Source organism: Phreatobacter sp. GW821-FHT04C01 (assembly GCF_059420385.1).
The window spans coordinates 148,928-175,662 of sequence record NZ_JBWKTP010000003.1; the positions used below are offsets into that span (position 1 = coordinate 148,928).

Annotated in this window: 27 protein-coding genes and 1 riboswitch; of the genes, 16 read left to right on the forward strand and 11 right to left on the reverse strand. The window is 67.3% G+C overall.

Annotated elements, in window-relative coordinates; genetic code table 11:
- Positions 1-85: 85 nt before the first annotated feature.
- A complete protein-coding gene (locus tag AC07WJ_RS12425) occupies positions 86-766 on the reverse strand; it encodes a TetR/AcrR family transcriptional regulator (protein WP_494934905.1) in 681 nt (226 codons plus the stop codon).
- A gap of 107 nt (positions 767-873) precedes the next feature.
- Between AC07WJ_RS12425 and AC07WJ_RS12430 the strand changes: the two genes are divergently transcribed.
- The 4 genes from AC07WJ_RS12430 to AC07WJ_RS12445 all read left to right on the forward strand — a co-directional run bounded on the left by AC07WJ_RS12430 (position 874) and on the right by AC07WJ_RS12445 (position 3,859).
- Positions 874-2,277 (forward strand): carotenoid oxygenase family protein, encoded by a 1,404-nt coding sequence (locus tag AC07WJ_RS12430; protein ID WP_494934906.1) that lies wholly within the window; start codon positions 874-876, stop codon positions 2,275-2,277.
- A 245-nt stretch (positions 2,278-2,522) separates the two neighbouring features.
- Positions 2,523-2,771, forward strand: a complete 249-nt coding sequence (locus AC07WJ_RS12435; RefSeq protein WP_494934907.1) for a hypothetical protein — start codon at positions 2,523-2,525, stop codon at positions 2,769-2,771.
- A gap of 149 nt (positions 2,772-2,920) precedes the next feature.
- Positions 2,921-3,502 (forward strand): DUF3159 domain-containing protein, encoded by a 582-nt coding sequence (locus AC07WJ_RS12440; RefSeq protein WP_494934908.1) that lies wholly within the window; start codon positions 2,921-2,923, stop codon positions 3,500-3,502.
- 141 nt (positions 3,503-3,643) lie between these two features.
- Positions 3,644-3,859 (forward strand): DUF1059 domain-containing protein, encoded by a 216-nt coding sequence (locus tag AC07WJ_RS12445; protein WP_494934909.1) that lies wholly within the window; start codon positions 3,644-3,646, stop codon positions 3,857-3,859.
- 65 nt (positions 3,860-3,924) lie between these two features.
- Here AC07WJ_RS12445 and thiC read toward each other — a convergent pair whose 3' ends face one another.
- A complete protein-coding gene (gene thiC, locus AC07WJ_RS12450; protein WP_494934910.1) occupies positions 3,925-5,781 on the reverse strand; it encodes a phosphomethylpyrimidine synthase ThiC in 1,857 nt (618 codons plus the stop codon).
- 191 nt (positions 5,782-5,972) lie between these two features.
- A riboswitch (TPP riboswitch) is annotated at positions 5,973-6,098 on the reverse strand.
- Positions 6,099-6,338: 240 nt separating this feature from the next.
- On the opposite strand from thiC, the gene AC07WJ_RS12455 reads away from it, so the two are divergent.
- From AC07WJ_RS12455 to AC07WJ_RS12470, 4 genes are all read left to right on the forward strand, one after another.
- A complete protein-coding gene (locus AC07WJ_RS12455) occupies positions 6,339-6,578 on the forward strand; it encodes a putative quinol monooxygenase (protein ID WP_494934911.1) in 240 nt (79 codons plus the stop codon).
- A gap of 166 nt (positions 6,579-6,744) precedes the next feature.
- Positions 6,745-7,629: an acetylglutamate kinase gene (argB, locus tag AC07WJ_RS12460; protein WP_494934912.1), complete on the forward strand. Its 885-nt coding sequence runs from the start codon at positions 6,745-6,747 to the stop codon at positions 7,627-7,629.
- Between the two features lie 4 nt (positions 7,630-7,633).
- On the forward strand, positions 7,634-8,659 hold the full coding sequence (locus tag AC07WJ_RS12465) for a DUF1036 domain-containing protein (protein WP_494934913.1): 1,026 nt from the start codon (positions 7,634-7,636) through the stop codon (positions 8,657-8,659).
- Positions 8,659-9,357, forward strand: a complete 699-nt coding sequence (locus AC07WJ_RS12470) for a pyrimidine 5'-nucleotidase (RefSeq protein ID WP_494934914.1) — start codon at positions 8,659-8,661, stop codon at positions 9,355-9,357. The genes AC07WJ_RS12465 and AC07WJ_RS12470 overlap by 1 nt, the downstream gene beginning before the upstream one ends.
- A 498-nt stretch (positions 9,358-9,855) precedes the next feature.
- On the opposite strand, the gene AC07WJ_RS12475 is transcribed toward AC07WJ_RS12470, so the two are convergent.
- The 7 genes from AC07WJ_RS12475 to AC07WJ_RS12505 form a co-directional block, all read right to left on the reverse strand.
- Positions 9,856-11,313, reverse strand: coding sequence for a hypothetical protein (locus tag AC07WJ_RS12475; protein WP_494934915.1), 1,458 nt, complete (start codon positions 11,311-11,313; stop codon positions 9,856-9,858).
- Between the two features lie 12 nt (positions 11,314-11,325).
- Positions 11,326-12,258 (reverse strand): DUF6384 family protein, encoded by a 933-nt coding sequence (locus tag AC07WJ_RS12480; RefSeq protein ID WP_494934916.1) that lies wholly within the window; start codon positions 12,256-12,258, stop codon positions 11,326-11,328.
- A gap of 23 nt (positions 12,259-12,281) precedes the next feature.
- The gene (locus AC07WJ_RS12485; protein ID WP_494934917.1) at positions 12,282-13,475 is read right to left on the reverse strand and encodes a cell surface protein; all 1,194 of its coding nucleotides are present in this window, start codon (positions 13,473-13,475) and stop codon (positions 12,282-12,284) included.
- A gap of 116 nt (positions 13,476-13,591) precedes the next feature.
- Complete coding sequence (locus AC07WJ_RS12490; protein ID WP_494934918.1) at positions 13,592-14,311, reverse strand: SGNH/GDSL hydrolase family protein; 720 nt, start codon at positions 14,309-14,311, stop codon at positions 13,592-13,594.
- An 88-nt stretch (positions 14,312-14,399) separates the two neighbouring features.
- A complete protein-coding gene (locus tag AC07WJ_RS12495) occupies positions 14,400-15,461 on the reverse strand; it encodes an AbrB family transcriptional regulator (protein ID WP_494934919.1) in 1,062 nt (353 codons plus the stop codon).
- 72 nt (positions 15,462-15,533) lie between these two features.
- Positions 15,534-17,171: a cisplatin damage response ATP-dependent DNA ligase gene (locus AC07WJ_RS12500; RefSeq protein ID WP_494934920.1), complete on the reverse strand. Its 1,638-nt coding sequence runs from the start codon at positions 17,169-17,171 to the stop codon at positions 15,534-15,536.
- Entirely contained in the window at positions 17,168-18,226 is a 1,059-nt protein-coding gene (locus tag AC07WJ_RS12505; RefSeq protein WP_494935582.1) for a ligase-associated DNA damage response exonuclease, read from the reverse strand. Before AC07WJ_RS12505 ends, AC07WJ_RS12500 begins: the two co-directional genes overlap by 4 nt.
- A gap of 96 nt (positions 18,227-18,322) precedes the next feature.
- Between AC07WJ_RS12505 and AC07WJ_RS12510 the strand changes: the two genes are divergently transcribed.
- The 3 genes from AC07WJ_RS12510 to AC07WJ_RS12520 all read left to right on the forward strand — a co-directional run bounded on the left by AC07WJ_RS12510 (position 18,323) and on the right by AC07WJ_RS12520 (position 20,435).
- On the forward strand, positions 18,323-18,493 hold the full coding sequence (locus tag AC07WJ_RS12510; protein ID WP_494934921.1) for a hypothetical protein: 171 nt from the start codon (positions 18,323-18,325) through the stop codon (positions 18,491-18,493).
- A 7-nt stretch (positions 18,494-18,500) separates the two neighbouring features.
- Positions 18,501-19,124 carry an SCO family protein gene (locus AC07WJ_RS12515; RefSeq protein ID WP_494934922.1) on the forward strand — a complete coding sequence of 208 codons (624 nt, stop codon included), beginning with the start codon at positions 18,501-18,503 and terminating at the stop codon, positions 19,122-19,124.
- A 126-nt stretch (positions 19,125-19,250) separates the two neighbouring features.
- Positions 19,251-20,435, forward strand: a complete 1,185-nt coding sequence (locus AC07WJ_RS12520) for a DNA recombination protein RmuC (protein ID WP_494934923.1) — start codon at positions 19,251-19,253, stop codon at positions 20,433-20,435.
- A 4-nt stretch (positions 20,436-20,439) separates the two neighbouring features.
- Here the strand turns inward: AC07WJ_RS12520 and AC07WJ_RS12525 are convergent, their stop codons facing one another.
- Entirely contained in the window at positions 20,440-21,744 is a 1,305-nt protein-coding gene (locus AC07WJ_RS12525) for a pyridoxal phosphate-dependent decarboxylase family protein (RefSeq protein ID WP_494934924.1), read from the reverse strand.
- Here AC07WJ_RS12525 and AC07WJ_RS12530 point away from each other — a divergent pair.
- From AC07WJ_RS12530 to AC07WJ_RS12545, 4 genes are all read left to right on the forward strand, one after another.
- Positions 21,708-22,571 (forward strand): IclR family transcriptional regulator, encoded by an 864-nt coding sequence (locus AC07WJ_RS12530; protein WP_494934925.1) that lies wholly within the window; start codon positions 21,708-21,710, stop codon positions 22,569-22,571. The genes AC07WJ_RS12525 and AC07WJ_RS12530 overlap by 37 nt on opposite strands.
- A gap of 116 nt (positions 22,572-22,687) precedes the next feature.
- Positions 22,688-23,731: a taurine ABC transporter substrate-binding protein gene (locus AC07WJ_RS12535; protein WP_494934926.1), complete on the forward strand. Its 1,044-nt coding sequence runs from the start codon at positions 22,688-22,690 to the stop codon at positions 23,729-23,731.
- 20 nt (positions 23,732-23,751) lie between these two features.
- Positions 23,752-24,585: an ABC transporter ATP-binding protein gene (locus tag AC07WJ_RS12540; RefSeq protein ID WP_494934927.1), complete on the forward strand. Its 834-nt coding sequence runs from the start codon at positions 23,752-23,754 to the stop codon at positions 24,583-24,585.
- Entirely contained in the window at positions 24,582-25,427 is an 846-nt protein-coding gene (locus tag AC07WJ_RS12545) for an ABC transporter permease (RefSeq protein ID WP_494934928.1), read from the forward strand. The genes AC07WJ_RS12540 and AC07WJ_RS12545 overlap by 4 nt, the downstream gene beginning before the upstream one ends.
- 97 nt (positions 25,428-25,524) lie before the next feature.
- Here AC07WJ_RS12545 and AC07WJ_RS12550 read toward each other — a convergent pair whose 3' ends face one another.
- Positions 25,525-26,091, reverse strand: a complete 567-nt coding sequence (locus AC07WJ_RS12550; protein ID WP_494934929.1) for a TetR/AcrR family transcriptional regulator — start codon at positions 26,089-26,091, stop codon at positions 25,525-25,527.
- Between the two features lie 87 nt (positions 26,092-26,178).
- Here AC07WJ_RS12550 and AC07WJ_RS12555 point away from each other — a divergent pair, with 87 nt between their 5' ends.
- Entirely contained in the window at positions 26,179-26,718 is a 540-nt protein-coding gene (locus tag AC07WJ_RS12555) for a dihydrofolate reductase family protein (RefSeq protein ID WP_494934930.1), read from the forward strand.
- Positions 26,719-26,735 lie beyond the last annotated feature (17 nt).

The following is a 26,735-nucleotide window of genomic DNA, read 5'->3' on the forward strand; positions in this document are numbered from 1 at the left end:
CGGGACGGGAAACTGGCGCCATGTCAGCACGGATCGCGTCGCGAGGGCAGTGTCGGCAAGCCGCCTTCTTATCTGCGGTCCGGCCTCAGCCGCCCTGTTGGCCGAAGCCGGCGAAGATCGTGGCGAGCAGCGCGTCCTCGTCGGTGCCCGGCGGCAGCTTGGCCAGCATCGGCTTGAACCGCCCGTCAAGCGACAGCATGGCGAAGCCGTGGACCAGCGACCAGGATGCGGCGATCTGCGCCGCCTGGGGCAAGGTCAGCACCGGGGCGATCGCCTCCTCGCGCCTCTGGCCGACGGCGCCGCTCAACACGTCGAAGGCCGCCCTGACCGCGTCGTGCAGCGCCGGCCGGCTGAGGTCCAGCCGTTCGCCACGGAACATCAGGAGAAACAGGCCGGGATGGCGGCGGGCAAAGACGATATAGGCGCGGCCGATCGCCGACATCCGCTCCTCGGGCGTTGCATCAGGGCTCGGCGCCGATGTCAGCGCCGCGTTGAAGCGCTCGAAACCAACGGCGGCGAGATCGCTCAGCAGCCCGGTCAGGTCGCCGAAATGATTCATCGGGGCGGCATGCGAGACGCCGGCCTCGCGCGCCGCTGCCCTCAGCGTCAGCCCCTGGATGCCGTCCTTTTCCAGGATGCGCTCGGCGGCCTCCAGCAGGGCCACGCGCAGCGAACCATGGTGATAGGGCGTTTCGCGCTCCGCCGCCGGCCGCTTGCCGGGGGGACGCCCGGGTCGCCGTCTGGTCGTCTGCGCCGGCTCTGTCATGGCTGTTTCAATTCCAAATGTTGACGCTGTAAATATTTTGCTTGACGCCGCCTCGGCGCTCCGGTAGCGGTATATTTACAGTGTAAATATACCCGATGGAGACGACGATGGCAAACCCCGCCGAGGCAGTGGATATCAGCAATTACGGTCCGATCCACAGCGAATGCGAGGTCCACGACCTCAAGGTCAACGGCGCCCTGCCGCGCGAACTGAACGGCAGCCTGCTGCGCAACGGGCCGAACCCGCAATTCGACGTGCCCAAGGCGCATTGGTTCGCCGGTGACGGCATGCTGCATTCCTTCACGTTGGAAGACGGCAAGGCGAGCTATCGCAACCGCTGGGTCCGCACGCCGAAATTCCTGGCCGAGCACGATGCCGGCCGCGCCATCTTCTCCGGCTTCGGCAGCCAGACGCTGCCCGGCGCGCCGGCCACCAATGTCACCGATACCGGCGTGGCCAATACCAATATCGTCTGGCACGGCGGCCGCCTGCTGGCGCTCGAGGAGGCCCATCTGCCGACCGAGATCGACCGGCACACGCTCGCAACCCTCGGCTATCGCGACTACGACGGTGGCCTGCCCGGCGCCTTCACGGCGCATCCGAAGATCGACCCGGTCACCGGCGAGATGATCTTCTTCGGCTACAATGCCAACGGCCCGTTCACCTCGGGCATGACCTGCGGCGCCATCGATGCCGGCGGCGTCGTCACCCGGCTGGAGCGTTTCGACGCGCCCTATTCCAGCATGGTCCACGACTTCATCGTCACCGACAGGCACATCCTGTTTCCGATCCTGCCGCTCACCGGCAGCATGGAGCGTGCCCGCTCCGGCCGCCCGGCCTTTGCCTGGGAGCCCGAGAAGGGCGCCTATGTCGGCGTGATGAAACGCGGCGGCAAGGCCTCGGACATGATCTGGTTCCGTGGCGAGGCCTGCTACGTCTTCCATGTCATGAATGCCTGGGAAGACGGCGATCGGATCATCGCCGACGTCATGCAGACGGAAGAAGCGCCGCTGTTTCCCCATGCCGACGGCTCGGCGCCGGATCCCTTGAAGTCGCGCGCCCGGCTCTGCCGCTGGACCTTCGACATGTCCGGCCGCACCGACACCTTCAGCCGCACCTATCTCGACGATCTCGCCGGCGAGTTCCCGCGCATCGACGACCGCCGCGCCGGCCTTGCCAACCGGCACGGCTGGATCGCCTGCGCCCGTCCGGGCGCCGCCCGCGGCGGCCTGTTCGACGGCATCGCCCATTTCGATGCCGAGGCGGGCCGGCGGCGTGAGCATTTCCTGCCCCTGGGAGATGCCACCTCCGAGCCGGTCTTCGTGCCGCGTTCGGCCGATGCGCCGGAAGGCGACGGCTGGCTGCTGTCGGTGGTCTGGCGCGCCGCCGAGAACCGCAGCGACCTCGCCGTGTTCAATGCGATCGAGGTCGAGGCCGGCCCGATCGCCACCGTCGAACTCGGCCACCGGGTGCCCTTCGGTTTCCACGGCAACTGGGTTCCCGCGGGCTGATCGCCGCCTCGCGCTCCGGAGGAGATGGCCATGGCCGCGTCGCCGAGCGCCGACGCATCCCCGCCGCCCCGGCCCGGCAGCGTGCCGGTCCCCGAATGCCGCACGGCGCGCTCCTGCGCCAATTGCGGACACTGCCCACGCCTCCGGTCGTCGACCGGGCCGGCCGTGGTTTCCGACGTGCAGCCGCTCATCCCAGCGACGACACCAATCCTCATGCCACCGACCAACCCAAACTCGAAAGGACCATGACCATGAAGACCTTCACTCTCGCCGCCCTTCTGCTCGCCGCCGTCTCGGCCCCGGTTCTCGCCCAGGGCGGCGCCGATGCCGCCCAGGTCGAGGCCTATGATGCGGCCGTTCCGTCGCCGGCGCCGCGCATCGGCATCGCGCGCGAATTCTCGGCCCGCGCCATCGCCGCGCCGGTCGCTCGCCGCGCCGGTCGCGCGCTGCCGATCGACCTGCAGGCGGTTCCCGAAGTCGCTTCGCCGAACTGAGCCAGGCCACGCGTCGAGCGCCATGATGCAAACAATCGGGCAGGGAATTCCCGGTTGTTTGCCGTCATGCCGTCTGGCGCGACGTGGCCGCAGCAGTGCAACGTGAAAAAAAAGGCCGGCCCCGCGCCGCCATTCCGGATGAGGCTCTCATGTCCATTCTGCTCAGCCTGACCCCCTTCATTCTCTTTGCCCTGCTGACACGCGTCGCATCGATCGAGATGAGCCTGTTCGCCGCCGCCGCCCTGTCGGCCGGCCTGATCCTGCGCGATCGCTTGCGGCATGGCGGCGCGGTCAAGGTGCTGGAGGCCGGCACGGTCATCCTGTTTGCCGGCCTGGCGCTTTACACCTTGCTCGCCCGGGCGAGCTGGACCGTGGTCGGTGTCCGCCTGGCCGTCGATGCCGGCCTTTTCCTGATTGCGCTGGTATCGATCCTGATCCGCCAGCCCTTCACCCTGCAATTCGCCCGCGAGCAGGTGCCGCGCGAACTCTGGGATCATCCGCGCTTCCGGGCCACCAACTATGCCATTACCGGCGCCTGGACCGCGGCCTTCGCTGTCCAGGTCCTGGCCGATCTCGTCATCCTCTACGTGCCGGCCGTGCCGTTCTGGATCGGAGTCGCGGCGATCGTCGGCTCGCTTGCCGCCGCCATCTGGTTCACCGGCTGGTATCCGGCCCGCCAGCAGCGCCTCGGCCGGGCTGAGGCGCAAGCCGCGCAGTCCCGTGCACCGTGAGTATGGCGGTAATATTGTAACTCCGTTCTGTTCCGGGCTTTCGAAGACCCGGGACCGGTTCTAGGCTCTCCCCTTGTGACACCGGGCGCCTCGGCCCCGATCGGCCCGCGCCCGATGCCTCGTCCTGTCCGGGAGGAACCCATGTCACGCAAATTCATCGATTGCCGTGAAATGAAGAGCGAGATGAATTGCACGGTCGCGATCAGCGCCGACACCGAGAAGGAATTGCTGGAGGCGGCGGTCCAGCACGCCGTCAGCGTGCACAAGCACCAGGACACGCCCGAACTGCGCGCGATGATCGCCAGCGGCATCCATGACGGCACCCCGCCGGTCGCCGCGCCGCGCCACGCCGCCTGACCCGTCGCTTCATCGAAACCCGAGGCGACCCGGCCGAAGCCCTGGCTTCGGCCGGGTCATTTTCGTCAGAGCGCCCGGTTGCTGGCCTTCACCGCATCGGCCTCGACATAGACCTGGCCGCCCATGGCCAGGAATTTCTCGCTCATCCTGTCCATGCCGGCCTGCTGGTCGTTGAGCGTGGCGGCATAGTCGCGCACGTCCTGGGTGATCTTCATCGAGCAGAATTTCGGCCCGCACATCGAGCAGAAATGCGCCACCTTGTGGGCTTCCTTCGGCAAGGTCTCGTCGTGGAACGAACGCGCCGTGTCCGGGTCGAGGCCGAGATTGAACTGGTCCTCCCAGCGGAAGTCGAAGCGGGCGCGTGACAAGGCGTCGTCGCGCAGCTGCGCCGCCGGATGGCCCTTGCCGAGATCGGCGGCGTGCGCGGCGATCTTGTAGGTGATCACGCCGACCTTCACGTCGTCGCGGTTGGGCAGGCCCAGGTGCTCCTTCGGCGTGACGTAGCAGAGCATGGCGCAGCCGAACCAGCCGATCATCGCCGCCCCGATGCCCGACGTGATGTGATCATAACCCGGCGCGATATCGGTGGTCAGCGGTCCGAGCGTATAGAAGGGCGCCTCGCCGCAGGCCTTCAGCTGCTTCTCCATATTGACCTTGATCTTGTGGATCGGCACGTGGCCGGGCCCTTCGATCATCACCTGGCAGCCCTTTTTCCAGGCGATCTGGGTCAGTTCGCCGAGCGTTTCCAGTTCGGCGAACTGAGCGGCGTCATTGGCGTCGGCGATGGAGCCGGGACGCAGGCCGTCGCCGAGCGAGAACGACACGTCATAGGCTCGCATGATGTCGCAGATCTCTTCGAAATGCGTGTAGAGGAAGCTCTCCTTGTGATGCGCCAGGCACCATTTGGCCATGATCGAGCCGCCGCGCGAGACGATGCCGGTGACCCTTTTCGCGGTCAGCGGCACATAGGCCAGCCGCACGCCGGCATGAATGGTGAAATAGTCGACGCCCTGCTCGCACTGTTCGATCAGCGTGTCGCGATAGACCTCCCAGGTCAGCTTGACCGGATCGCCGTCGACCTTTTCCAGCGCCTGGTAGATCGGCACCGTGCCGATCGGCACCGGCGAATTGCGGATGATCCATTCGCGCGTGTTGTGGATGTTGCGGCCGGTCGAGAGGTCCATCACCGTGTCGGCGCCCCAGCGGATCGACCAGACCAGCTTGTCGACCTCTTCCTCGATCGACGAGGACACGGCGGAATTGCCGATATTGGCGTTGATCTTCACCAGGAAATTGCGGCCGATGATCATCGGCTCGAGTTCGGGGTGATTGATATTGGCCGGGATGATGGCCCGGCCGCGGGCGATTTCCGAACGGACGAATTCGGGCGTGATGAAGGCCGGGATCTCGGCGCCGAAGCTTTCGCCGTCCGCGATCGTCGCCTGGGCATCGGCGAGTGCCTGCTTGCGGCCGAGATTCTCACGCTCGGCGACATAGATCATCTCCTTGGTGATGATGCCGGCGCGGGCGAATTCATATTGGGTGATCGGCTGGCCCGGCAGGCCGCGCAAGGGCGGGTTCGCCACCGGGAAGGCGCGGGCCAGGTGCTTGCCGGCATGGCCGTTGTCCTCCGGCCTGATGTCGCGGCCGACATAGCGCTCGACACCGCCACGCGCGGTTACCCAGGCCTCGCGCGCCCGCGACAGGCCCTTCTCGACATCGATGACGACGTCGGGATCGGTATAGGGACCCGAGGTGTCATAGACCGCCAGCGGCGCCTCGCCGGAGCCCTCGGTCAGCGCGATCTCGCGCAAGGGCACGCGGATATCGGGGGCGGCATCAGGGATCGCGAAGATCTTGCGCGAGGCGGGCATCGGCCCGGTGGTCACGGCGGCTTTGATGTCTTTGAGAGGTGCGTTCATGACAGGTGCTCCCTTGAGGGCGCGCGTATTGGCTGGTCAGCTGGCGAGGGTCATGGCGACGCCAGCGGCATGCGGTTTCAGGCCGGTTGGCCCAGGCCTTGGCCGCGTGAGAAACTCGGGTTGGCCAACACAAACGGCCTCGTGCGCGCAGCAATGGCTGTGAGCACGAACGTTTGGCGCTGAAATAGCGAAGTCGGCATGCGTCCCATCCCTCCGCCGGCATGACCCGGATCAGGTTCAAGGGTCGCCACGGTGCCAGGATGGTCTCTGGCGTCGTGGCCTCTCAGCCCCCTCACGGGGCTCCCCTTGGAGCGGGATCGACTGTGACGCTTCGGTTCAGGAAGTCAAGGCGGGAGCGCGGCGGGCACCACGCGGTCCGGCAGGAGCGGCCGGTCGCGACGCGCGGGATCCGCCTGGTCCGAGGACGATCGACCGGCCCGCGTCAAGAGAGTAATCTGGGTGCGGGCGAGGGGCGGACCCCAGATGAGGCCAGTGCCATGGTCACCAAGGCGCTCTATGTTCGCTTGGAAGCAAAACCCGGCAAGGAAACTGCGGTCGTGACGTTCCTCAAGGGCGGCCTGCCGCTGGTCGCCCAGGAGCCGGCGACGACGGCTTGGTTTGCGATCCGGATGGGGCCGACCACCTTCGGCATTTTCGATGCCTTTCCCGACGAGGCCGGCCGTGCCGCGCATCTCTCGGGCAAGGTGGCGGCGGCCTTGATGGCGCAGGCCGGCGAACTGTTCGCCGAGCCGCCGGCGATCCAGAACCTGGACGTGCTGGCCGCCAAGCTCCCTTAGGACACGGTATCGAACCGCTTGCCGGCGGGGCGGAGCCGGCCTGGCCGCGCGTCTTGCGGGGGGCGGCCATTTGCGCGCGCCGGCCGATCTTCCCTTTCACCCCGGGCCGCAAATCGGCTAAGACCCGCAACGTTTGTCGCCAGGGAGGCGATCGCCGGAGTCCGCCATGACCGTTGATGCTCATGATATCGGCCGCGTTCTCAACGAGGCGCTGCCCTACATGCAGAAATATGACGACGAGATCATCGTGGTGAAATATGGCGGCCACGCCATGGGCGACGAGGAGGGCGCGCGGTCCTTCGCCCGCGACATCGTCATGCTCGAGCAATCCGGCATCAATCCGGTGGTGGTCCATGGCGGCGGCCCGCAGATCGGCCAGATGCTGGCCAAGCTCGGCATCAAGAGCCAGTTCGTCGACGGCCTGCGCGTCACCGACAAGCAGACGGTCGAGATCGTCGAGATGATCCTGGCCGGCTCGATCAACAAGCAGATCGTCGGCTTCATCAATGCCGCCGGCGGCAAGGCCATCGGGCTCTGCGGCAAGGATGGCGACATGGTCAAGGCGGTCAAGGTCAGCCGCACGGCGCGCGATCCCGATTCCAATATCGAGCAGGCGATCGATCTCGGCTATGTCGGCGAACCCGACAAGGTCGACACCAAGGTACTCGACACCGTGCTCGGCAAGGAGCTGATCCCGGTGCTGGCGCCGGTCGCGACCTCCAAGGAGGGCGACACCTATAACGTCAATGCCGACACCTTCGCCGGCGCCATTGCCGGCGCGCTCGGCGCCAAGCGGCTGCTGCTGCTGACCGACGTGCCCGGCGTGCTCGACAAGAACAAGAACCTGCTGAAGGATCTCTCCGTCGAGGATTGCCGGCGGCTGATCGCCGACGGTACCGCCACGGGCGGCATGATCCCCAAGATCGAGACCTGCATCTACGCCATCGAGCGCGGCGTCGAAGGCGTCGTGATCCTGGACGGCAAGACGCCGCATGCGGTTCTGGTGGAGCTTCTCACCCATGGCGGCGCGGGTACCCTCATCCACGCCTGATCCGATGGGCCCGGCTGTCCGACGGCTTGCCCGGAGAGCGCTGGCGGGCGCGGCGCTTGCCGCGGCCCTTTCGGCGTGGTCGGCGCCGGCCGCCGCCGAGACCAGGCTGTGCAACCGCACCAGCCTGGTCACCGAGGCGGCGATTGGCGTGATGGCCAATGATACCGCGGCCACCCGCGGCTGGTTCAGGCTGGACCCCGGTCAGTGCCGGGTCATCCTGCAGACCGCCGAGGCTCCGGGTCGGCTGTTCCTGAACACGCGCGCGGTGGGCGGCCCGCCCGATGCCGCGCTCGGTCAGCCCGACAATGTCCGGCTCTGCGTCGGCGACGGCGACTTCCTGGTGGCCGCCGCGCTGACCTGCCAGCGGCCGGGCACGCGGCTGGTGCCCTTTGCCGAAATGCGGCCGACCGTCGTCGACGGCATCGCCATCCTGTTCCTGTCGGAAGAGGCCGATTACGACCTGCCGCAGGCGCGCCGCGCCGGTATCCAGCGCCTGCTGACCCGCATGGGTTATGACCCCGGCCCGATCGACGGGCTCGACGGTCCGCGCACCGACGCGGCGCTCCGGGCCTTCGTCGCCGATCGCAACCTGCCGGCCGATAGCGGCGGCGCACCTGATATTTTCGACACGTTGATGGCCGGCCTGCGCGCCGGCGAGGGGCCGGGTTTTGCCTGGTGCAACGACAGCGGCAACCGCATCATGGCGGCGCTCGGCGTCGAGGAGGCCGGCCGCGTCGTCACCCGCGGCTGGTTCCGCATCGAGCCGGGCGCCTGCCTGAAGCCGCCGATCGATGCCGCGGCGGCGCGGGTCTATTCTTTCGCGGAAGCCGTCGATGCCGAGGGCCGCCCGGTGCTTTCGGCCGGCAAGCCGCTGACCTATGGTGGCGAGGTCGCCGCCTGCATTCGTCCGAGCGAGTTCGAGATTGCCGGCGCCGGCGATTGCGCTGCCCATGGCGCGACTTCGGTGGCCTTTCTCGAAGTCACCTTCGACGGCCGCCGCCGCGCGTCGGTCCGTTTTCGGGAGCCATGATGTCGAACACTGAAACGCTAGCCGCCTTCGCCGATGTCCAAGCCTGGATCTTCGACCTCGACAACACGCTCTATCCGGCGCACCTGTCGCTGTGGGCCGAGATCGACGGCCGGATCAAGGCCTATGTCGCGAGCTTCCTGAAGATCAGCCCCGACGAGGCCTTCGCGCTGCAGAAGGACTACTACAAGCGCTACGGTACCTCGCTGCGCGGCCTGATGACCGAGCATGGCATGAGCCCGGACGACTTCCTGGCCTATGTCCACGACATCGACCATTCGCCGCTGCAGGCCAATCCCGAGCTCGGCGCCGCGATCGCGGCGCTCCCAGGCCGGAAATTCGTCTTCACCTCGGGCACCCGCTCGCATGTCGCCGCGGTCACCCGCCGGCTCGGCTTCGAAAACCATTTCGACGGTGTCTTCGACATTGTCGATGCCGGCCTGCTGCCCAAGCCGCACCGCCAGACCTATGACAAGTTCCTGGCCGATCACGGGGTGGATCCGAAGCGGGCCGCCATGTTCGAAGACCTGGCGCGCAATCTCGAGGCGCCGCACGCGCTCGGCATGAAGACCGTGCTGGTGGTGCCGGAAAACACCCGCGAGCTGTTCCGCGAGAGCTGGGAGTTCGAAGGCCGCGACGACGACCATGTCGATTTCGTCACCGACGACCTCACCGCCTTCCTGATCCGGCTGAGGCTTTAGTCCTGCCGCGCAACGATTGTGACTGTTTGACTGGACAGGTGTGGTGAAGTTCTTCGCGTGTTTGTCGGTCGGCGACATCCACTGGAATGGAGCTTCCGAGGTCTTGCGCTGGCGGCGCCCGGCAGAAATCGCCAATTGGGCGACGCACCCAGAACGGATCACTCTCGACAAGATGTCGTGCTGAAGTCGTGGATATCAGGGACAAGCCCGGGCAAGACGAGAACTGTCCCTGGAGCGATAGGCGTTGGACTGAGCAGGCGCGGCGGCCCCGTAGTGACGAATACACCGTGAGGCAAAGACATCGTCTTGCCCGGGCTTGTCCCGGGCATCCACGAATTGTCCTCACCAAAAGCAACTCGTCATAATGACCGCGCAACGGTATCCGCTGCGACGGCTTCGAACCGCGACACGCTGTACGAGGCTCCATGGTCTTGCGAAGCGAGCCTCGAATGACGCCCTAACCTTGATGCAATAGGCCGATCCGAGTTGGGCTCAACCCTAGAACCCGCCCTTGGTGCTGAAGCCGTCGTCGCCACCCGAATTGCCGCCGCCGGACGAGCCACCACCGCCGCCCCAGGAGCCGCCTCCGCCCGACGATCCGCCACCACCCCAGGAGCCACCGCCGCCCCAGGCGCCGCCGCCCCAGCTCGAGCCGCCGTCACCGCTCGGAAAGCCGGATCTCGGCTGGCTCCAGCGGCGGCCCTGTTCCATGCGTGACCAGTAGTCGGCGCCGGTCAATGCGCCGGTGACCAGGCCGCGCAGCAGATGGCCGAGCACGTCATTGTCGAAATAGGAGCCGTCGGCGTCATAACGCCGGTTGCGGAAACCGGTGGCGACCTGGGAAATTTCCGAGCGTCGGCGCGAGATCTCCGCGAGCTCGCCGCGGACCCGCTTGACCGCGTCGCCGAGGCGGTCCTGCTGGTCGCGCGCGGCGCCGACACGTTTGACGATCTGCTCGTCCTCGGGCGAAGGCGTCGCCACCGCCTCCTGATAGAGCCGGTTCAGGTCGGCGCCGCGCAGCGCGTCGGCGAGCAAGGCGACGGCTTCCTTGTAGCGCGGGTCGTCGCCGCGGCCGAAGGCGTCGATTTCGGCCTCGATCGCCACATGGGTCTTCTCCGCCGTGGCGCGGGTGGCATCCAGCGCATCGAGGCGGCGCCGGTGCTCGTCAATCTCGGCGGTCGCCTGGTTGCCGCCGCCAGCCTCGAAGGCGCCCTTTTCCATGGCCTTGACGCGTTCCACCGCATCGACCGCCAGAGCCGCGCTGCGGTTGGCATGCTCGCGCAGGCGCTGCGGGATTTCGGTCAGCATGGCGTAATTCGGCCGGGCGTCCTGATAGCGGACGATCCGGGCCACCCAGCCGTCGATCAGGCGCGCGATATTGCCGGCCTGATAGTCCTGGGTGCCGTAGCCGCGGCTCCACAGATAGGTGAACAGCGGGTCATCCTCATAGGGTTTGCGCTTGGTCTCGAGCTCGTCCTCGGCGAGCTTGGCTTTCTTTTCCGAGGCCTGTGCGACCCCCACCGCCTGCTCGGCCATGGCCTTCACGTCGGTGTAATCGCTTTTCGCGGCAAGCCCGACCTGCGCCTCGTTCTCCACCGCCTGGCGTTTCTCTTCCGCCGCCGCCAGCTCGGCGGCAAAGGACTGGCGCTCGGCGGCGATGCGCGCGATGTCGGCTTCCGTCGCCGCCAGCCGCTTGTCGAGCGTCATCCGGTCGCTGGCGCGCATGGCCAGCACGGCGCGCACCCGCGTCGCGAGCTGCGACAGCTGGCCGCCGAGCCCGTCCGGGCTCTTCAGGCGGAACACGGCGAGGTCGCGATAGCCTTCCGCCTCGTCGGTCTTCGCCTCCGCCATCTGGCGCATGGCATCGTCGAGCCGGCGGTTGGAATCCGCTTCGGCGGTGCGCAATTGGCCGAGCGCATCCTCGATGCCGCCCAGCGCCGAATGTCCGGGGATCATGGTGTCATGCTCCTACCAGCGCGTGATGGCGCCGCCCGGCAGCGCGACGCGCCAGGTGGGTTCCAATTGCCCGCGCGCCTTATGGCCCAGCGTTGCGTTCCTGATGATCCCGTCGGTCGCCTTGTCACGCCGGACCTCGTCGAACAGGCTTTCCGGCACGCGCACGCCCCATTTGCTCACCACCGACGTCGACCCGTCCTCTTCCGAGGTGATGGCCCGCGACAGCGCCCGGCCGTCGCGGCCGATCGCCTCGACCACCAGGTAATAATTGTTGGCGGCGCGGTTGCGGTTCGGCCCCCGGATGATGCCGGTCATCTCGCCGGGGCGGGAGACCACCCGCACGTCATATTCGGACCGCACGTCGTCGCGCAGCTGGGCGAGGTCGGCGACTGCCTTGCGCGCGAGCTCGGCCTTGCCTTCGCGTGCCGCCGACTGGCCGTCGGCGACGAGCGCCGCCGCCCGTGCCTTGATGACATCGACCGTCGCGTCGCGATTGATATCGGCGGCGATCTGGGTCAGCGAGGTCGGGATCGTGGTGGTCAGCTCGCTCCGCGCCGCCTGGTCCTGATAGACCAGGGTGCCCGTGCCGATGCCGAGCGCCGCGAGCGCGCCGAGCGCCCATTTGCCCCAGATGCCGCGCCGGACATAGAGCCTGGCGAGCTTGACCCGCAGCGTCGATGCCGGCGGTTTGTAGACGAAACGCTCCTCGCGCAGCGCCTTGACGCCCTGCTTGAGGATCTCGTCGGAAACCGTGATGCCCTGATTGCGGTAGATCTCGCGCAGCCGCTCGATCAGGTCTTCCTCGCGATCGCCTTCGGCGAGCTCGCGCTCGGTCAGCTTGGCGCGATGACGCAAGGTGTCGACGACGTCCATGGCGAGCATGACGTCGTCGAGCTGGGCGGGGGGCTGCGCCGGCGGGGCGGCGGCAACGGCGGTATCGGTCATGGAATGATGCTCCCGTCAGGGTTTCACATTCCGAGCGCCGCGCCCTTTTCGGCCAGCGCGGCGAGCCGGCGCTTGCCGTCCTCGACCGCGTCGCGGATCTCCTGGCTGTTCTGGGTCGACAGCTTGCGCATCTCCAGGATGATCTCGCCGGACTTTTCCTGGAACGACACCACCGACTCCACGAGCTTCTGCACGGCGTCGGAACGGATGGTCGGACCATAGCCGGCGCGCAGCGCCTCTTCCTGCACCTTGTCGCCGATCTCGGACAGGGTCTCGAGCGATTTCGACACGCCTTCCTTCATCTCGTTCAGCGTGCGGGTCGATTCGTGCAGGCCCTGCAGGCCGGTGAACGAGGCCTTCAGCGCGGTCAGCACCGCGTCATTGGTCGAGAAGAACGAGATCGCCTGGGAATAGACCCGCTCCTTGGCGGAGGTCGTCTGCATCAGGCGCGCCATGATGACCTCGGAGGTGTTGTAGCCGATGGTCAGATTGTCGGAGAGGTCCTTGGCGATCTGGTAGCGCTTTTCCTCGTCCTGCATCTCGCGCAGCTTGGTGTCGCGGATGAGTTCGAGATTGGCCCGTTCGGCCGGGATGGTGCCGGTATAGGCGGCAACGCTGTCGGAGGCGGCCTTCAGTTCTTCCTGTTTGGCCTTGAGCTTGGCGTCGGCCTTTTCCAGCACCTCGAGCGCCTGCACCTCGGACTGCTTGAGCGCGCCGCGGAAGTCGCGATAGGCATCCAGGATGGTCACCTCGCGCTGGATCTGGTCCTTGGTGGCGCGCGCCACGTCCAGATAGACCGTGCGGATGCCGTCGAAACGGGTGGCGATGTCGCCACGCCGGACCTTGGTCCAGATGTTCTCCAGGCGTTCGAAGGTGGAGATCTTGCCGTCCGACAATTGCTCGACCATGCGCTTGGCATCGTCGCGGATCGAATTGAAGCTGGAGGTGATCTGCTCGTAGCGCTCGCCGACCTCCATGCCGGCAACCTGGTTGCGCACCACCTCGTTGAATACCCCGACCTGATTCAACGTGCGCGCGATCACCGTCACCCGCTCCTGGTCGAGGTCGGAGATCTTCTGCAACAGCGCGATGATCGGCTGTTCCTCGATCTTCGAGGGCATCAGCCCGAGGTCGCGCAGGACGCCGGTGGCGCGGTCGAGATACTGCATCGGGGAGGGAATAACGGTTTTGGTGGTGGTGGGCGCAGGGGTGCTCATCTCAACGCTCGTTCGCCTGAACCGGCCCGCCGCCGGCCGGCTCAATGTGATGGTGCGAGGTTGCAAAGGCAAGACGGCGGGCGGCGGGATGTGTTTCCGCGCCGGCCGGTCGGGCCTTACCGCAGCGCCGTACGGACGATCGTACCCGCCACCTGCTCGGCCATGCAGGCATGGCCGACGGGCGACAGATGCAGCCCGTCCCAGGAGATCAGCCCGTCGAAAGCCGGACGGTTGGTTTGCGCCAGCCGCTGCATGGCGGCGAAGCGCCGCGCCACCGGCACGCCGCGCCGGGCGCCCTCCTCGGCGATGATCCGCGCCTTGACCGCGGTGGCCTGGCTGCCCTCGGCCCAGCGCGAGAATTGCGGGTCGACCAGCATGGCATCGGCGCCGGCGGCGCGGATCGCCGCGAGGCCGCTTGCGATAGTGGCGCGAAAGCTTTCCGACGAGACGCCGAAGGTGGCGTCATTGGTGCCGAGCTGCCAGATCACCAGGTTCGGCCGGTGCGCGGCGATCTCGGCCTGTAGCCGGCTCGCCGCTCCCGATGCCGTCTCCGCCAGCACGCCGGAGACCACCACTTCGATGGTCGATTGCGGCGCCCGCGATTTGATCAGCGGCCCCAGCTGATTGGCGAAGCCCGCGCCGCCGCCGCCGACACCGGCGGTGGTGGAGGAGCCGATGGCCAGGATCTTCAGCGTCTGGTGCCCGCGCAGCCGGGCGCTGGTCTGCGGCAGCGATCCCCCCGGCGTGGCGGCCGCGACCGAAGGCGCAGGGCAGGCGGCCGAAGCCGGGGCCGCGACAAGGGCCGCGAGAGCGGCAAAAGCGAGTTTTCGGATCATCGGGAGAACTCTGACGGCGCTGCGATCCTTGGTAGCGGAACCGCCGGGGCCGGCGCAATCGGCATTGCGTCGGGTTTTTCGCGCCGGCTCAGACCCGGTCGGACCGCCCGAGCACGAGGCGGGCGACCAGCGGCAGCAGCATGGCGATACCGACGAAACGGACGATGTGATGGGCGCCGACGAAGGCCGGATCCATGTCGAGCACGAAGGCGAGGATCGCCATGGCTTCGATACCGCCGGGGGCATAGGCCAGGATGACCTTGCCGACCGGCAGGCCGGCGAGGCGCGCGACGACGGCGGCGACCACCACCGTGACGGCGGTGCCGATCAGGAAGGCGCCGATCGAGGGCCTGAGCATCTGGCGCAGTTCGACGAGCGAAGTGCCGGCGAAGCGCGCGGCGATCAGCACGCCCATGACGATGAAGGCGGCGAGCACCAGGGGCTGCGGCACCAGGCTGGTCACCGTACCGGTCGCGTGCAGCACGGCGCTGGCCAGCATGGCGCCGACGGTCGCCCCGCCGGGCACCCGCAGGCGCTCCATGCCGAGGCCGCAGGAGATCGCCAGCACCGCCATTAGCGGATAGTCGAACCAGGCGGCACTGCCTGCCGCAGGCACCGGCCTCGGCAGGCTGGCGCCGAGGCCGGCGAGCGCCAGGAAGCTCGGCAGCGCGGCGACCAGCAGCACCAGGCGAAAGCTCTGCACCACCACGACGGCACGGGCATCGGCCTTGGAACCGACCGTCAGCGCCATGACGTAGTTCATTGCCCCCGGGATCGAGCCGTAGAAGGCGGTCGACCGGTCGAAGCCCTCGACACGGGTCAGATAGAAGGTGATGCCACCGATGATCGCGGGCACCAGGACCAGGAGCCCGCCCATCGAGATCGGCCAGGACAAGGCCAGCCGGAGCGTCTCCGGCGTCACCGCTGACCCCATCACCGTGCCGAGCAGCAGGAAGATGGCTGGGCTGACCGGGCCGGGCACGCGCACGTTGAGCCCCGCGAAGGCGGCGATCGAGACCGCCACCAGCGATCCCGACATCCAGGCCGCCGGCAGCCCGGCGCGATCGAAGACGAAGCCGCCCGCCGCGCCGATCAGGCAAGGCAGCAGGAAGGTCTTGATCAGGCTGATGAGGTCACCGCGCGTCATCATGGAATGACCCGCTGTCGCATGGCGGGCGTCGCGATGCAAAGCCTCCGGCGCATGGCTGCCGACGCCTGGCCGTCAGTCCTTCAGCCGGGCCTCCAGCGCCGCGATGCGATCGGCTTCGCCCGGCGGTTTGTCCCAGCGGATGCGGGAGATGCGCGGGAAGCGCATGGCGATGCCCGACTTGTGGCGGGTCGAGCGTTGCAGGCCCTCGAAGGCGATTTCCAGCACGAGGCCCTCCTGGGCCGTATGGGTGACTTCGCGCACCGGTCCGAAGCGGTTGATCGTGTGGTTGCGGACGAAACGGTCGAGCTCTCTGAGCTCCTCGTCGGTGAAGCCGAAATAGGCCTTGCCGACCGGCACCAGTTCATCGCCCGCCGCCCCATCGCGCCAGACGCCGAAGGTGAAGTCGGAATAGAAGCTCGACCGTTTGCCGTGGCCGCGCTGGGCGTACATCAGCACGCAGTCGACCACCATCGGGTCGCGTTTCCACTTGTACCAGAGGCCTTTCGGCCGGCCCGGCAGATAGGGCGCGTCATGGCGCTTCAGCATCAGTCCCTCGATCGCCTCGGCGTCGCCGCCGACCGAGGCCGGGTCGATCCGCGCCGCGGCGAGCCCGTCCCAGCTGTCGAAGGCGACGAAGGGCGACAGGTCCAGCCTGGCGTGGGGATGGCGCGCGACGAAAGCCTCGAGCCGGGCTCGCCTTTCGGCGAAGGGCAGCGGCCTGAGGTCCTCGGGCCCGTCGAACAACAGGTCATAGACACGGATATGGGCGGGGAACTCGGCCAGCATCGCGGCCGAAACCTGCTTCCGGTTGAGCCGCTGCTGCAGCACGTTGAAGCTCTGCACGCGGCTGTCGCGCAGGATCAGCAGTTCGCCGTCGAGGGCGCCGTCGAAATCCATCGCCTCGACCAGGTCGGGAAAGCCGCCCGAAATGTCCTCGCCGGTGCGCGAATAGAGCCTGGCGACGCGCCGGCCGTCGGTGCGGGTGCCGGCGGCCGCCTGCACGCGGATGCCGTCCCATTTCCACTCGGCGGCGAACTCGGCGGGGACGAGCTTGTCGAAATCCGCGTCCTCGACGGCGTGGGCGAGCATTGGCGGGCGGAACGGCGCGGGATCGCGCGCCTCGGGTTTCTCGGCCCGGCCTTCGACCCAGGCGAACAGCTCCTCATAGGGCGGCGTCAGGCCGGGCCAGACCAGCTCGATCTCGTCGGCGTCCTTGCCGCCGAGATCGGCCACCGCCGTCTTGGCGAGCCGCGCCGAGACGCCGATGCGCAGGGCGCCGGTGATCAGTTTCAGGAGCGCCCAGCGGCCGGTTTCGTCGAGCTGGTCGAGCCAGCCGGCCAGGAGTTTCGGCAAGGCCAGCTTGCCGGTCGTCGCCAGGCCATGGACCACTTCCGACAAGGCCGGCCCGGGCGGGTTGTTGTGACCGGGCGTCTCCGCCGGCCGCGGCCAGATCAGCGCGACCGTTTCCGAGAGATCGCCGACATAGTCATAGGAGAGGTCGAACAGGACCGGATCGACCCGTTCGGTGATCAGCGCCCGGATCAGCCCGGCCTTGGCGTGCTGGAAGGTCAGCGCGCCGGTCATGGCGGCGAGCGCGAAGCCGCGCTCGGGATCCGGAGTGGCGCGCAGGTAATCGCTGATCAGCCGGAGCTTGGCGTTGCGCCGGGGCTCATAGGCGAGCCGGTCGAGCAGGGCGGCGAAGCGGTTCATCCGGCGGGCTCCGCCGGCGGCGCGGTCAGCGGCTCCGCGGCCGGCGTCTCGGCTTCGCCCTCGTCGCCATAACCGACCAGCCGGAGCGGCTTCGCTTTCAGGCCCTTCGTGCCGCACCAATGCACCAGCGCATCCTCCTGGCCATGGGTGACCCAGACCTCGCCGGCCCCGGTATCGACAATGGTCCGGCCGAGCTCGTCCCAGTCGGCATGGTCGGAAATGACCAGCGGCAATTCGACGCCGCCTTGCTTGGCCCGGGCGCGCACCCGCATCCAGCCCGAGGCGAAGGCGGTCACCGGATCCGGGAAGCGCCGAGCCCACAGGTCCTTCATCGATCCCGGCGGGCAGATCACGATGGCGCCGCCGAGGTCCTTTTTGTCGACATCCTTGGCCAGCCGGATCTCGCCGAAATCGAAACCCTCGCTCGCGTAGAAGCGGGTCAGTTTTTCCATGGCGCCGTGAATGTAGATCGGCCTGGCATGACCGGCCTGCCGGATCAGCGCCATGACCCGCTGCGCCTTGCCGAGCGAATAGGCCCCGACCATATGGGCCCGCTCGGGAAACAGCGCGACCGAGGCGAGAAGCTTGGCGACCTCGTCGCCGGCCTCGGGATGGCGGAACACCGGCAGGCCGAAGGTCGCCTCGGTGATGAAGACGCCGCAGGGCACCACCTCGAACGTCTCGGCGGTCGGGTCATGGGCCCGCTTGTAATCGCCGGAAACGACGATCCTGAGGCCGGCATGTTCCACCGCGATCTGGGCCGAGCCGTGGATATGACCGGCCGGATGGAAGCTGAACCTGACGCCGTCGATGACGACCGGCTCGCGCCACGCCGCGGCCTGGGTCGTGCCGGCGAAATCCTCGCCATAACGGATCGCCATCACTTTCAGTGTCGGCGCGGTCGCGAGCACCGCATCGTGGCCGGCGCGGGCATGGTCGGAATGGCCATGGGTGATCAGGGCGCGCCTGACCGGCCTGAGCGGATCGATATGCACACCCGCCGGCGGGCAATAGAGCCCCTGGGGCGTCGGCTGGAGCAGGTCTTCGGGACGCATGGCAAGCAATTAGGTACTCCCTGCCGCGACGAAAAGAGCCGGATCTTCTCGGCTCCGTGTTTTGCTTTGCGCGCCCGGCTCGCTTAAATAGAACGCATGAGCCTTGAAACCGCCCATAGCTCGACCGATCGGACGCCGCGGCTGGCGCGCTGGGCGCTCGGCGGCGGTGTCGCCGCGCTCATGCTGACCGCCAGCCTGTTGTGGTGGACACAGGGGTCGAAGGTGTTTCTCGACACGCTCGCCGCAGGCCTCGCCTGGTGTTTCTGAGATCGCCATGACCCAACCCCCTTCGCCGGGCGCGCCGCGCCCGCGCTCCGCCGCCCTGATCCTGTCATTCGCCCTGCTGATCGCCGGCCTGAGCGCGCTCGCCGTGGTGGTCTGGCTGACCATGCCGCGTGGTGGCGCGGTGGCGAGCGGCCCCTCCGCCATTGGCGGCGCCTTCTCGCTGGTCGACCAGACCGGCAAGCCGGTGACCGAGAAGGATCTCGCCGGCAAGCCGAGCCTGGTGTTCTTCGGCTTCACCCATTGCCCCGACATCTGCCCGACCAAGCTGTTCGAGATGACCCAGGTGCTCGACCGGCTCGGCCCGGATGCACAGCGTGTCAATGTCGCCTTCGTCACCGTCGACCCGGCGCGTGACACCAAGGAATTGCTCGCCACCTATCTCGGCAGCTTCCATCCGCGCATCCTCGGCCTGACCGGCACCGAGGAGCAGGTGGCCCAGGCCATGCGCGCTTATCGCGCCTTCGCCCGCAAGGTGCCGCAGGACGGCGGCAACTACACCATGGACCACACGGTCTTCGTCTATCTGATGGATCGCAACGGCCATTTCGTCTCGACCTTCGATGTCCAGCGTGATCCGGCTGTCGCGGCGAGCGACCTGCGCAAATACATGTAGCAAGGTCCGTCAACGACCTCAGGCGTTGGCGACGCATGCCCGGTGCCGAGGAGCCCCGGCAAGGTTCCGTCAACGATGTTCCCTCTTCGTTCGCACGAATGGGCCGAATCGTCTAGGTTGGCGGCCATGTCCGATGTCGTTCTCGTCATTGCCGGCCGTCCGATCACAGCGGGCGAAGGCGTGCTCGCTCTCCTCGGCCTTTCTCTCGCGCTGCTCATGGTGCTGTTCGCCGCCATGCGCCGGCAGGCGGCGGCGCGCGCCATGGAGGCGGAACGCGCGGTCATCCATGCCCAGGAGCTCGAGGAGCGCATGGGCGAGATGAACCGCGCCCAGGCCCAGATGGCGGGACGCATGCAGGCCATGGTCGAAAGCCTGCACGCCCGTCAGTTCGACCTGTCGAAATCGCTCGGCGAACGGCTCGATGGCATGAGCACCCGGCTCGGCCTGTCGCTGGAAGGCCAGACCCGCACCACGGTGGAAAATCTCGGCAAGCTGAACGAGCGGCTGGCGGTGATCGATTCGGCCCAGAAGAACCTGACCGATCTCGCCGGACAGGTCGTCTCGCTGAAGGATGTGCTCGCCAACAAGCAGGCGCGCGGTGCCTTCGGCCAGGGCCGGATGGAGGCGATCCTGCAGGACGGCCTGCCGCGCAACGGCTACGAATTGCAGCCGACTTTGTCGTCGGGCAAGCGCCCGGACGCCACGATCCGGCTCGCCGGCGACCCGCGCGGCCTGGTCGTCGACGCCAAGTTCCCGCTCGAATCGATCACGCTCTGGCGCGAGGCCAAGGCGGAGGAATTGCGCCGCATGGCGGCCCAGCGGCTGCGCCAGGATCTCGCGGTGCATGTGAAGGACATTTCCGAGAAATACCTGATCCCGGGCGAGACCCAGGAGGTGGCGCTGATGTTCGTGCCGTCGGAAGGCATCTATGCCGACCTGCACGAGCATTTCGACGACGTCATGCAGAAGGCCTTTCGCGCCCGCGTGATGGTGGTCTCGCCCTCGCTCCTGATGCTGGCGATCCAGGTGGTGCAGGGCCTGTTGAAGGACGAGCGCATGCGCGACGAGGCGCGCGTCATCCAGAAGGAGGTCAGCCTGCTGCTCGACGACGTCTCGCGCCTGTCGGACCGGGTGTTGAACCTGCAGCGCCATTTCGGCCAGGCCAACGAGGATCTCGGCCAGATCCTGACCTCGGCCGACAAGATCGCCAAGCGGGGGGGCCGCATTGAGGCGCTCGAATTCGACGAGCCGCCGGCCGCCGGAGAAGTGCTCGCCAAGCTGCCGCTCAAGGGCTCGCTGGCAGCCGAATAGCCGCTCAATAGATCGCTTCGATCCGTGCCTGCCGGCCGCTATCCGCCCGCACGGTCTCGACCGCGGCGCGCAGGTCCGACAGGTAATCCTGGAGGCCGAGGGCGTGCAGTTGCGACATCATCCGATGGATGGCCTTCGGCTTTTGCAGCAGGCCCGGGAGCCAGCCTTTGCCGCTCATCGCCTCGGCGACGCGAAAGATGTCGAATGTGTCGGAGCCATAGGCGACGATCGACAGATGTGGGTCGCCGATGATTTTCAGGCCCGCGATCGCCTCGATTCCGGCGCGGTAGCCATCGACGAATTCCATCAGTTCCCGGGCCGCCTGCTTGTAGCCCGCGATACCGAGGAAATTGAAGACCGCCCAGGCCGCCGCGACCGCGCCCGCCGGTCGTGTTCCGGAAATCGTGGTGGTGGTGAAGCGGCCGCTGGGCCAGTCCGCAAAGTCGAAGGCATGGAATTCGGCGAGTTCGGCGCTGCGATAGAACACGGTCGAGGCCGGCTTCGGGCAGAAACCGAATTTGTGCAGGTCGGCCGATATCGACGAAACGCCGGCGACGTGAAAATCGAAATCCGGAATCGGCCGGCCGATCATCCGCACGAAGGGCGCGAGATAACCGCCGACACAGGCGTCGACATGCAGCCAGATCCCGCGCTTCTCGGCCAGCGCCCCGATATCGGCGATCGGATCGATCACGCCATAAGGAAAACATGGCGCTGACCCGACCAGCATGATCGTGTCGTCGTCGATCAGGGCCGCGAGCGCGGCGACGTCGGCGCGCAGGTCCGGCCCGACGGGGGCTCGCCGCACCTCGAGATCCATCAGGCGGGCGGCCTTGTCGAAGGCGGGATGGGCGCTTTCCGGTGCGACGATATTGCCGCGGTGATCCCGCCGGCCGCGGCGCTTGCGCGACCAGTCCCGGCATGACTGAATCGCCTGGGTAATGCTTTCCGTGCCGCCGCTGGTCATGAAGCCGCGTGCCTGATCCGGGGCGCGCAGCAGGCCGAGCGCCATTTCGACGACCTCGTCTTCCATCTTCTTGACGCTCGGAAAGGCCCGCCGGGCGCCCAGCGCGTTCTCGGAGAAATATTCGAAGAAGGCCGCCCGGCCGATTTCGGAAACCTCGTCGCTCGTCTTGAAGACGTAGACCGGCACGCGGCCATGCTGCCAGTCGTAGTCGGCCGCCTTCAGCGCGGTCAATTCACCGAGGATCACATCCCTGGAACGTCCGCATTCAGGCAATTGCGCTCTCATGTCGCCCTGTCCTCTCGCTCTTGACGAGCCTAAACACTCGATCCTATTGTTCGTCAATGACGAAATTAAGTTCGACAAAACCGAAACGTAAGCGATCCGGCCTCAATAGCGGACTGGACGTGCTGGAATGCCTTGCCCGGCGAGGCGAGCCGCTCGGGCTGACCGAAATCGCGGCCGCGCTCGACATGTCGAAGTCCAGCGTTCACGAGTTGCTGGCCACCCTCGATCAGCGCAAGTTCGTCACACGCCTGCCCGACCAGCGCTATGTGGTCGGCATCAAGGCCTGGGAAATCGGCTGCCTGGCCACGCCGCTCGAGCTGGCACGGACCGCCGCGCCGCACATGGCGGCGCTCGCCCGCGCTGTGTCGGAGGGCATTGCGCTGGCCATTCGCGACGGCGCCGAGATGGTCTGCATTCAACTGGCGGAATCGCCGCAGGCCGTGCGCGTGCACAACATGGTCGGCGACCGCAATCCGGCGCATTGCGTTTCGACCGGCCTGGCGCTGCTCGCCGCCCTGACCGACGAGGAGATCGCCAAGCTGCTTCCCGAGGAGCTGGAACAGGCCACCCCGGAGACGATCGGCAGCCGCGCGGCACTCCTGGAGGAGCTCGCCCGGATCCGGCGGCGCGGCTATGCGGTCAATCGCTCCGGCTGGCGCAGCGATGTCGCGGGCGTGGCCGTGGTGGTCCGCGGTCCGGACAGCCGGGCAGCGGCCGCCCTTTCGATCGCGACGCTGCGGGACCGCATGACCGAGGCCTGGCTCGAACAGACCGTCCCGCTCCTTCGCGCGGCCGCCGCGGATATCGAGCGCGCGCTCGGGGTTCCGGTCGCCGAGGGCTTGGCCGAGGCTCGCGTCCGGTCGTCCCTTCAGCGGGTGGGTTGAGGCCAACAGGCGCACCGCAAGGAGCAAGGACGCCGCACCTCGGCGGGTCGCGAGCGTAGGCATCGGATCGCGGCGCGGCTTGCCGCGGCATGGGTTGAAAAAAAGGGGGGAATGACATGAACGACAAGAACCTGTTCTCGCGGCGGGAACTCGCGCTGCTTGGCCGCAATATCGGCCTGGCTTCGCTCGCCGCGGCGATGCCGGCTTGGGCCGCGCCGGCAAATGCCGCCGCCGCGCGCGCCCGGCTCGGCTATTTCGCATCCGCCAACCAGCAGAACTATGCGCGCGCCGCAGGCTCGATGCAGAAAGCGATGGGCGCCAATGCCGAGGTCGAATTCGTCGGCGTCAATTCCGGTCCGCAGATCCTGACGGCCATGGCCGCCGACGGCCTGGACCTGTGCAATATCGGCTCCAGCCCGATGATCGTCGCCTTCGCCAAGGGGCTGCCGGTCTCGATGGTCTATGTCCACAAGATCATCAAGGACAGCGAGGCGCTGATTGTTCGCGGCGACAGCGGCGTGAAAAGCCTCGGCGACCTCAAGGGCAGGAAGATTGCCTGTCCTTTCAATACCTCTGCCCATTTCGCCCTGCTCGCCGCGCTGAAGACGGTCGGCTTGTCCGCTGCCGACGTGACGCTGGTGAATCTGCGGGCCGATGCCATTCCCGCGGCCTGGCAGCGCCGCGACATCGATGCCGCCTATATCTGGTTCCCGATCCTCGAGGTGCTTCAGCGGGACGGCGGCAAGCAGATCTTCGACGGCAGCGATCTGATCGCCAAGGGCACCATCGTCTTCGACAGCATCATCGTCCGCGACGCGTTCAAGAAGCAGCATCCCGACCTGGTGCTGGCCTATCTCAAGGAGCTCGACCGGATCAACGCGGTCTACCGCGACAAGCCGGAGGAGATGGCCGAGGTCATGGCGCCATTCCTGCAGATATCCCGGGACACGGCGCTGGCCTATGCCAAGACGCTCTACACGGTCTCGCCCAAGGAGATGCTGACAGACACATGGATGGGCGCACCGGGCGCGACCGCCAGCGGCGTGCTGAACACGATCCGGGGCCAGGCCGATTTCCTCAAGGCGACCGGCCAGGTCGATGCGATGCCGGCCGATTTTTCCAAATTCGTCGACAGCTCCTTCATCGCCAGAATGGTCTAGGGCATTGGAGTAGGATCGCCATGAGCATCGAGCCGGTCGACCTCAACGCCCCCGAGCGGCGCAGCGGGGCAAAGCTTGTCGTCGAAAAATTGAGCAAGTCATTCGGCACCGGGGCCGGCGCGATCCAGGCGTTGGCACCCATGGACGTCAGCCTGGAGCCGGGCGATTTTCTCTGCGTCGTCGGGCCGTCGGGTTGCGGCAAGACGACGCTCTTGAACATTCTCGCCGGCTTCGAGCGGCCGAGTTCCGGCCGGGCTTTGCTGGACGGCCGGCCGATCAGCGCGCCCGGGCCCGAGCGTGGCGTGGTCTTTCAGCAAGGCGCGCTGTTCAACTGGATGAGCGTCCTGGAAAACGTCGCGTTCGGGCCACGCGCGCGCGGTGTCGCCGCCGCCGAGGCGCGCGGGCGGGCGGGGACGCTGCTCGAGCTTGTCGGCTTGTCGAGCTTTGCCGGATCCTATCCCTATCAGCTGTCCGGTGGCATGCAGCAGCGGGTCGGCATCGCCCGGGCGCTCGCCAACGAGCCGGAAATCCTGCTGATGGACGAGCCCTTCGCGGCGCTCGACCAGCAGACGCGCGAATTGCTGCAGGAAGAGATCCGCACCATCTGGCGTCGCACCGGCAAGACCGTGATGTGGATCACCCACTCGATCGAGGAGGCTCTGTTCCTGGCCACCCATGTCATCGTCATGTCGGCACGGCCGGGGCGGGCCAGGGCTTCTTTCCGGACCCGGTTTTCGGAAAGCCAGGATCCGCTGGTCGGGGCGACCAGCGAATTCGCGGCGGCCAAGCGCGAAATCCTTCAACTGCTGCGGTCCGAGGCGCAGCAGGCGCAACGGCAGGAGGCCTGCGCATGACGCCGCAATCCCAGGCGATCGCCACGGCCGAACCCTATGACGCGGCGGTGCTCGAGCGCCGCGCCGACCGGCGCGACCGTTCGCTCACCACCGCGACTTTCGCGGGCTTCCTGGTGCTGTGGATCGTGGCCACCGGATCCGGCCTGTGGCCGCCGCTGATCAATCCGATCTTTCTGCCGTCGCCGCTGAGCGTGATCCGGGCGTTCCTCAAGCTTGTCGAACAGGGTTATCAGGGCAACAGCCTGGCGCATCATTTCGGCGTCAGTCTCTACCGCTTCGCCGTGGCCTTTTCGCTCTGTATCCTGATCGGCGTGCCGCTCGGACTGCTGATGGGAATGGTCCGGCCCATTCGCGCCATCTTCGAGCCGCCGATCCAGGCGATACGGCCGATTCCCAAACTGGCGCTGCTGCCGCTGTTCCTGATCTGGTTCGGCATAGGCAACCTGTCGAAGATCGTCGTCATCGCCGGGCCGGTCCTGCCCTTGATCGCCATTGGCGCGATGCAGGCGGTCCGCTCGGTCGGCCGGAAGAAAATTCAGGCCGCCCAGGCTCTCGGCGCCGGCCATTGGACGGTGTTTTGGCGGGTCGTCCTGCCGGCGAGCCTGCCCGGCATCTTCACCGCCATTCGCATGTCGATCTCGATCGGCGTGACCATGCTGGTCGCCGCCGAACTGACCGCGACATCCGATGGCATTGCCTGGATGTCGCTGACGGCGGCCGAATTTCTGTCGACCGACATCGTCCTGGTCGGGGTCGCCATCATGGCGATGCTCGGTTATGCCCTGGACCGGCTTGTCCACGCCACCGAGCGCCGGGTCGTCCATTGGAGCGGCACGGATTGAAGCGACAAGAGGCTGGGTCGATCCGCCGGTCGTCAAGGGTGACGCGTCGGGGCGCGTGCTCGAAGCGCCCATGGGGTACCACGGGTGCCGGCATTGTTCAGGCCTCCCGGCCGATCGCGCGGCACCAGGCACGCAAATTCCGCGCGACGGTCTCGGCCACCGGTAGCCTTCGATCGAAGCCCGCCAGCAGCACGGCGCCTTGCCATTGCGCCGTCATCAGGCGCCCGAGATCCGGGCGCGGGCCGTCGGCATCGGCAAGGCACGCGCCGAGCGAGGCCGCGATGGTTTCGAACCAGGCGGCGCCGCGCCGGCGCAGCTCCGGGTCGATCAGATCCTCGCGCAGCACCAGGAGCCCGTCGGCATAGTCGTCACCGTCGCCATAGCCGCCGGAGAGCCCGACCAGCAGATCGATCGCCCCGGCCGGAGTGGGCGGCACGACGGCCGCCTCGGCGGCGGTGCGGGCCTCCAGGGCGGCCCAGGCATGGCCAAGCGTCGCGCCGAGCAGCCCTGCCTTGCTGCCGAAGCGCTGGACGAGAGTTGCCGGGGACAGGCCGATCTCCAGGGCGAGCGCCGCAAAGCTGACGCCTTCCGGTCCGGCCCGGCGCATCAGCACGAGGGCCTGGTCGAGCACGGCATGATCGGGGATCGAGCGGGGGCGCGGCATTGCATTTCCATTGTAAATGAATGTTCGTTTATATAGAAGGCCGGACCTGATTCAATACCGCCCCGATTCAACAGGAGACCAACAGCCATGGCACGCATCCACGGATATGCCGGCATGAGCCTCGACGGCTATATCGCCAGTGTCGATGGGACGTATGATTGGCTGAGCAAATACGACACGATCGATTTCGGGGATTTTGCCTTCGACCGGTTTCTCGGCGGCATTCGCACCATGGTCATGGGGCGCGCGACCTATGACGTGGTCGCCCGCCATCCGGGCCCTTGGCCCTATGCCGGCAAGCGTGTCCTCGTGGTGACGTCGCGGCCGATCTCCGGAAGCAATGGCGATATCGAGATCTGGAGCGAGGGGGTCGACGCATTGATCCGGCATCTGCGCGGGCGCGATGACGGTGATGTCTGGATGGTCGGCGGCGGCCAGTTGCAGCAGGCCTTCATCGCGCGCGGCGCGCTCGACCAGCTCGAACTCTATGTCGTGCCCGAGATCGTCGGCGCCGGCATCCCGCTCTTTCCGGCCAATGGCTTCGCGCGCACTGTCAGGCTCGTCTCCGCCGACGTTCTGCCGGCGGGCTGCATGCGGCTATTCTACGATTTCGGCCCAGCCGCCTGACGGGACGCGGTCCCGGC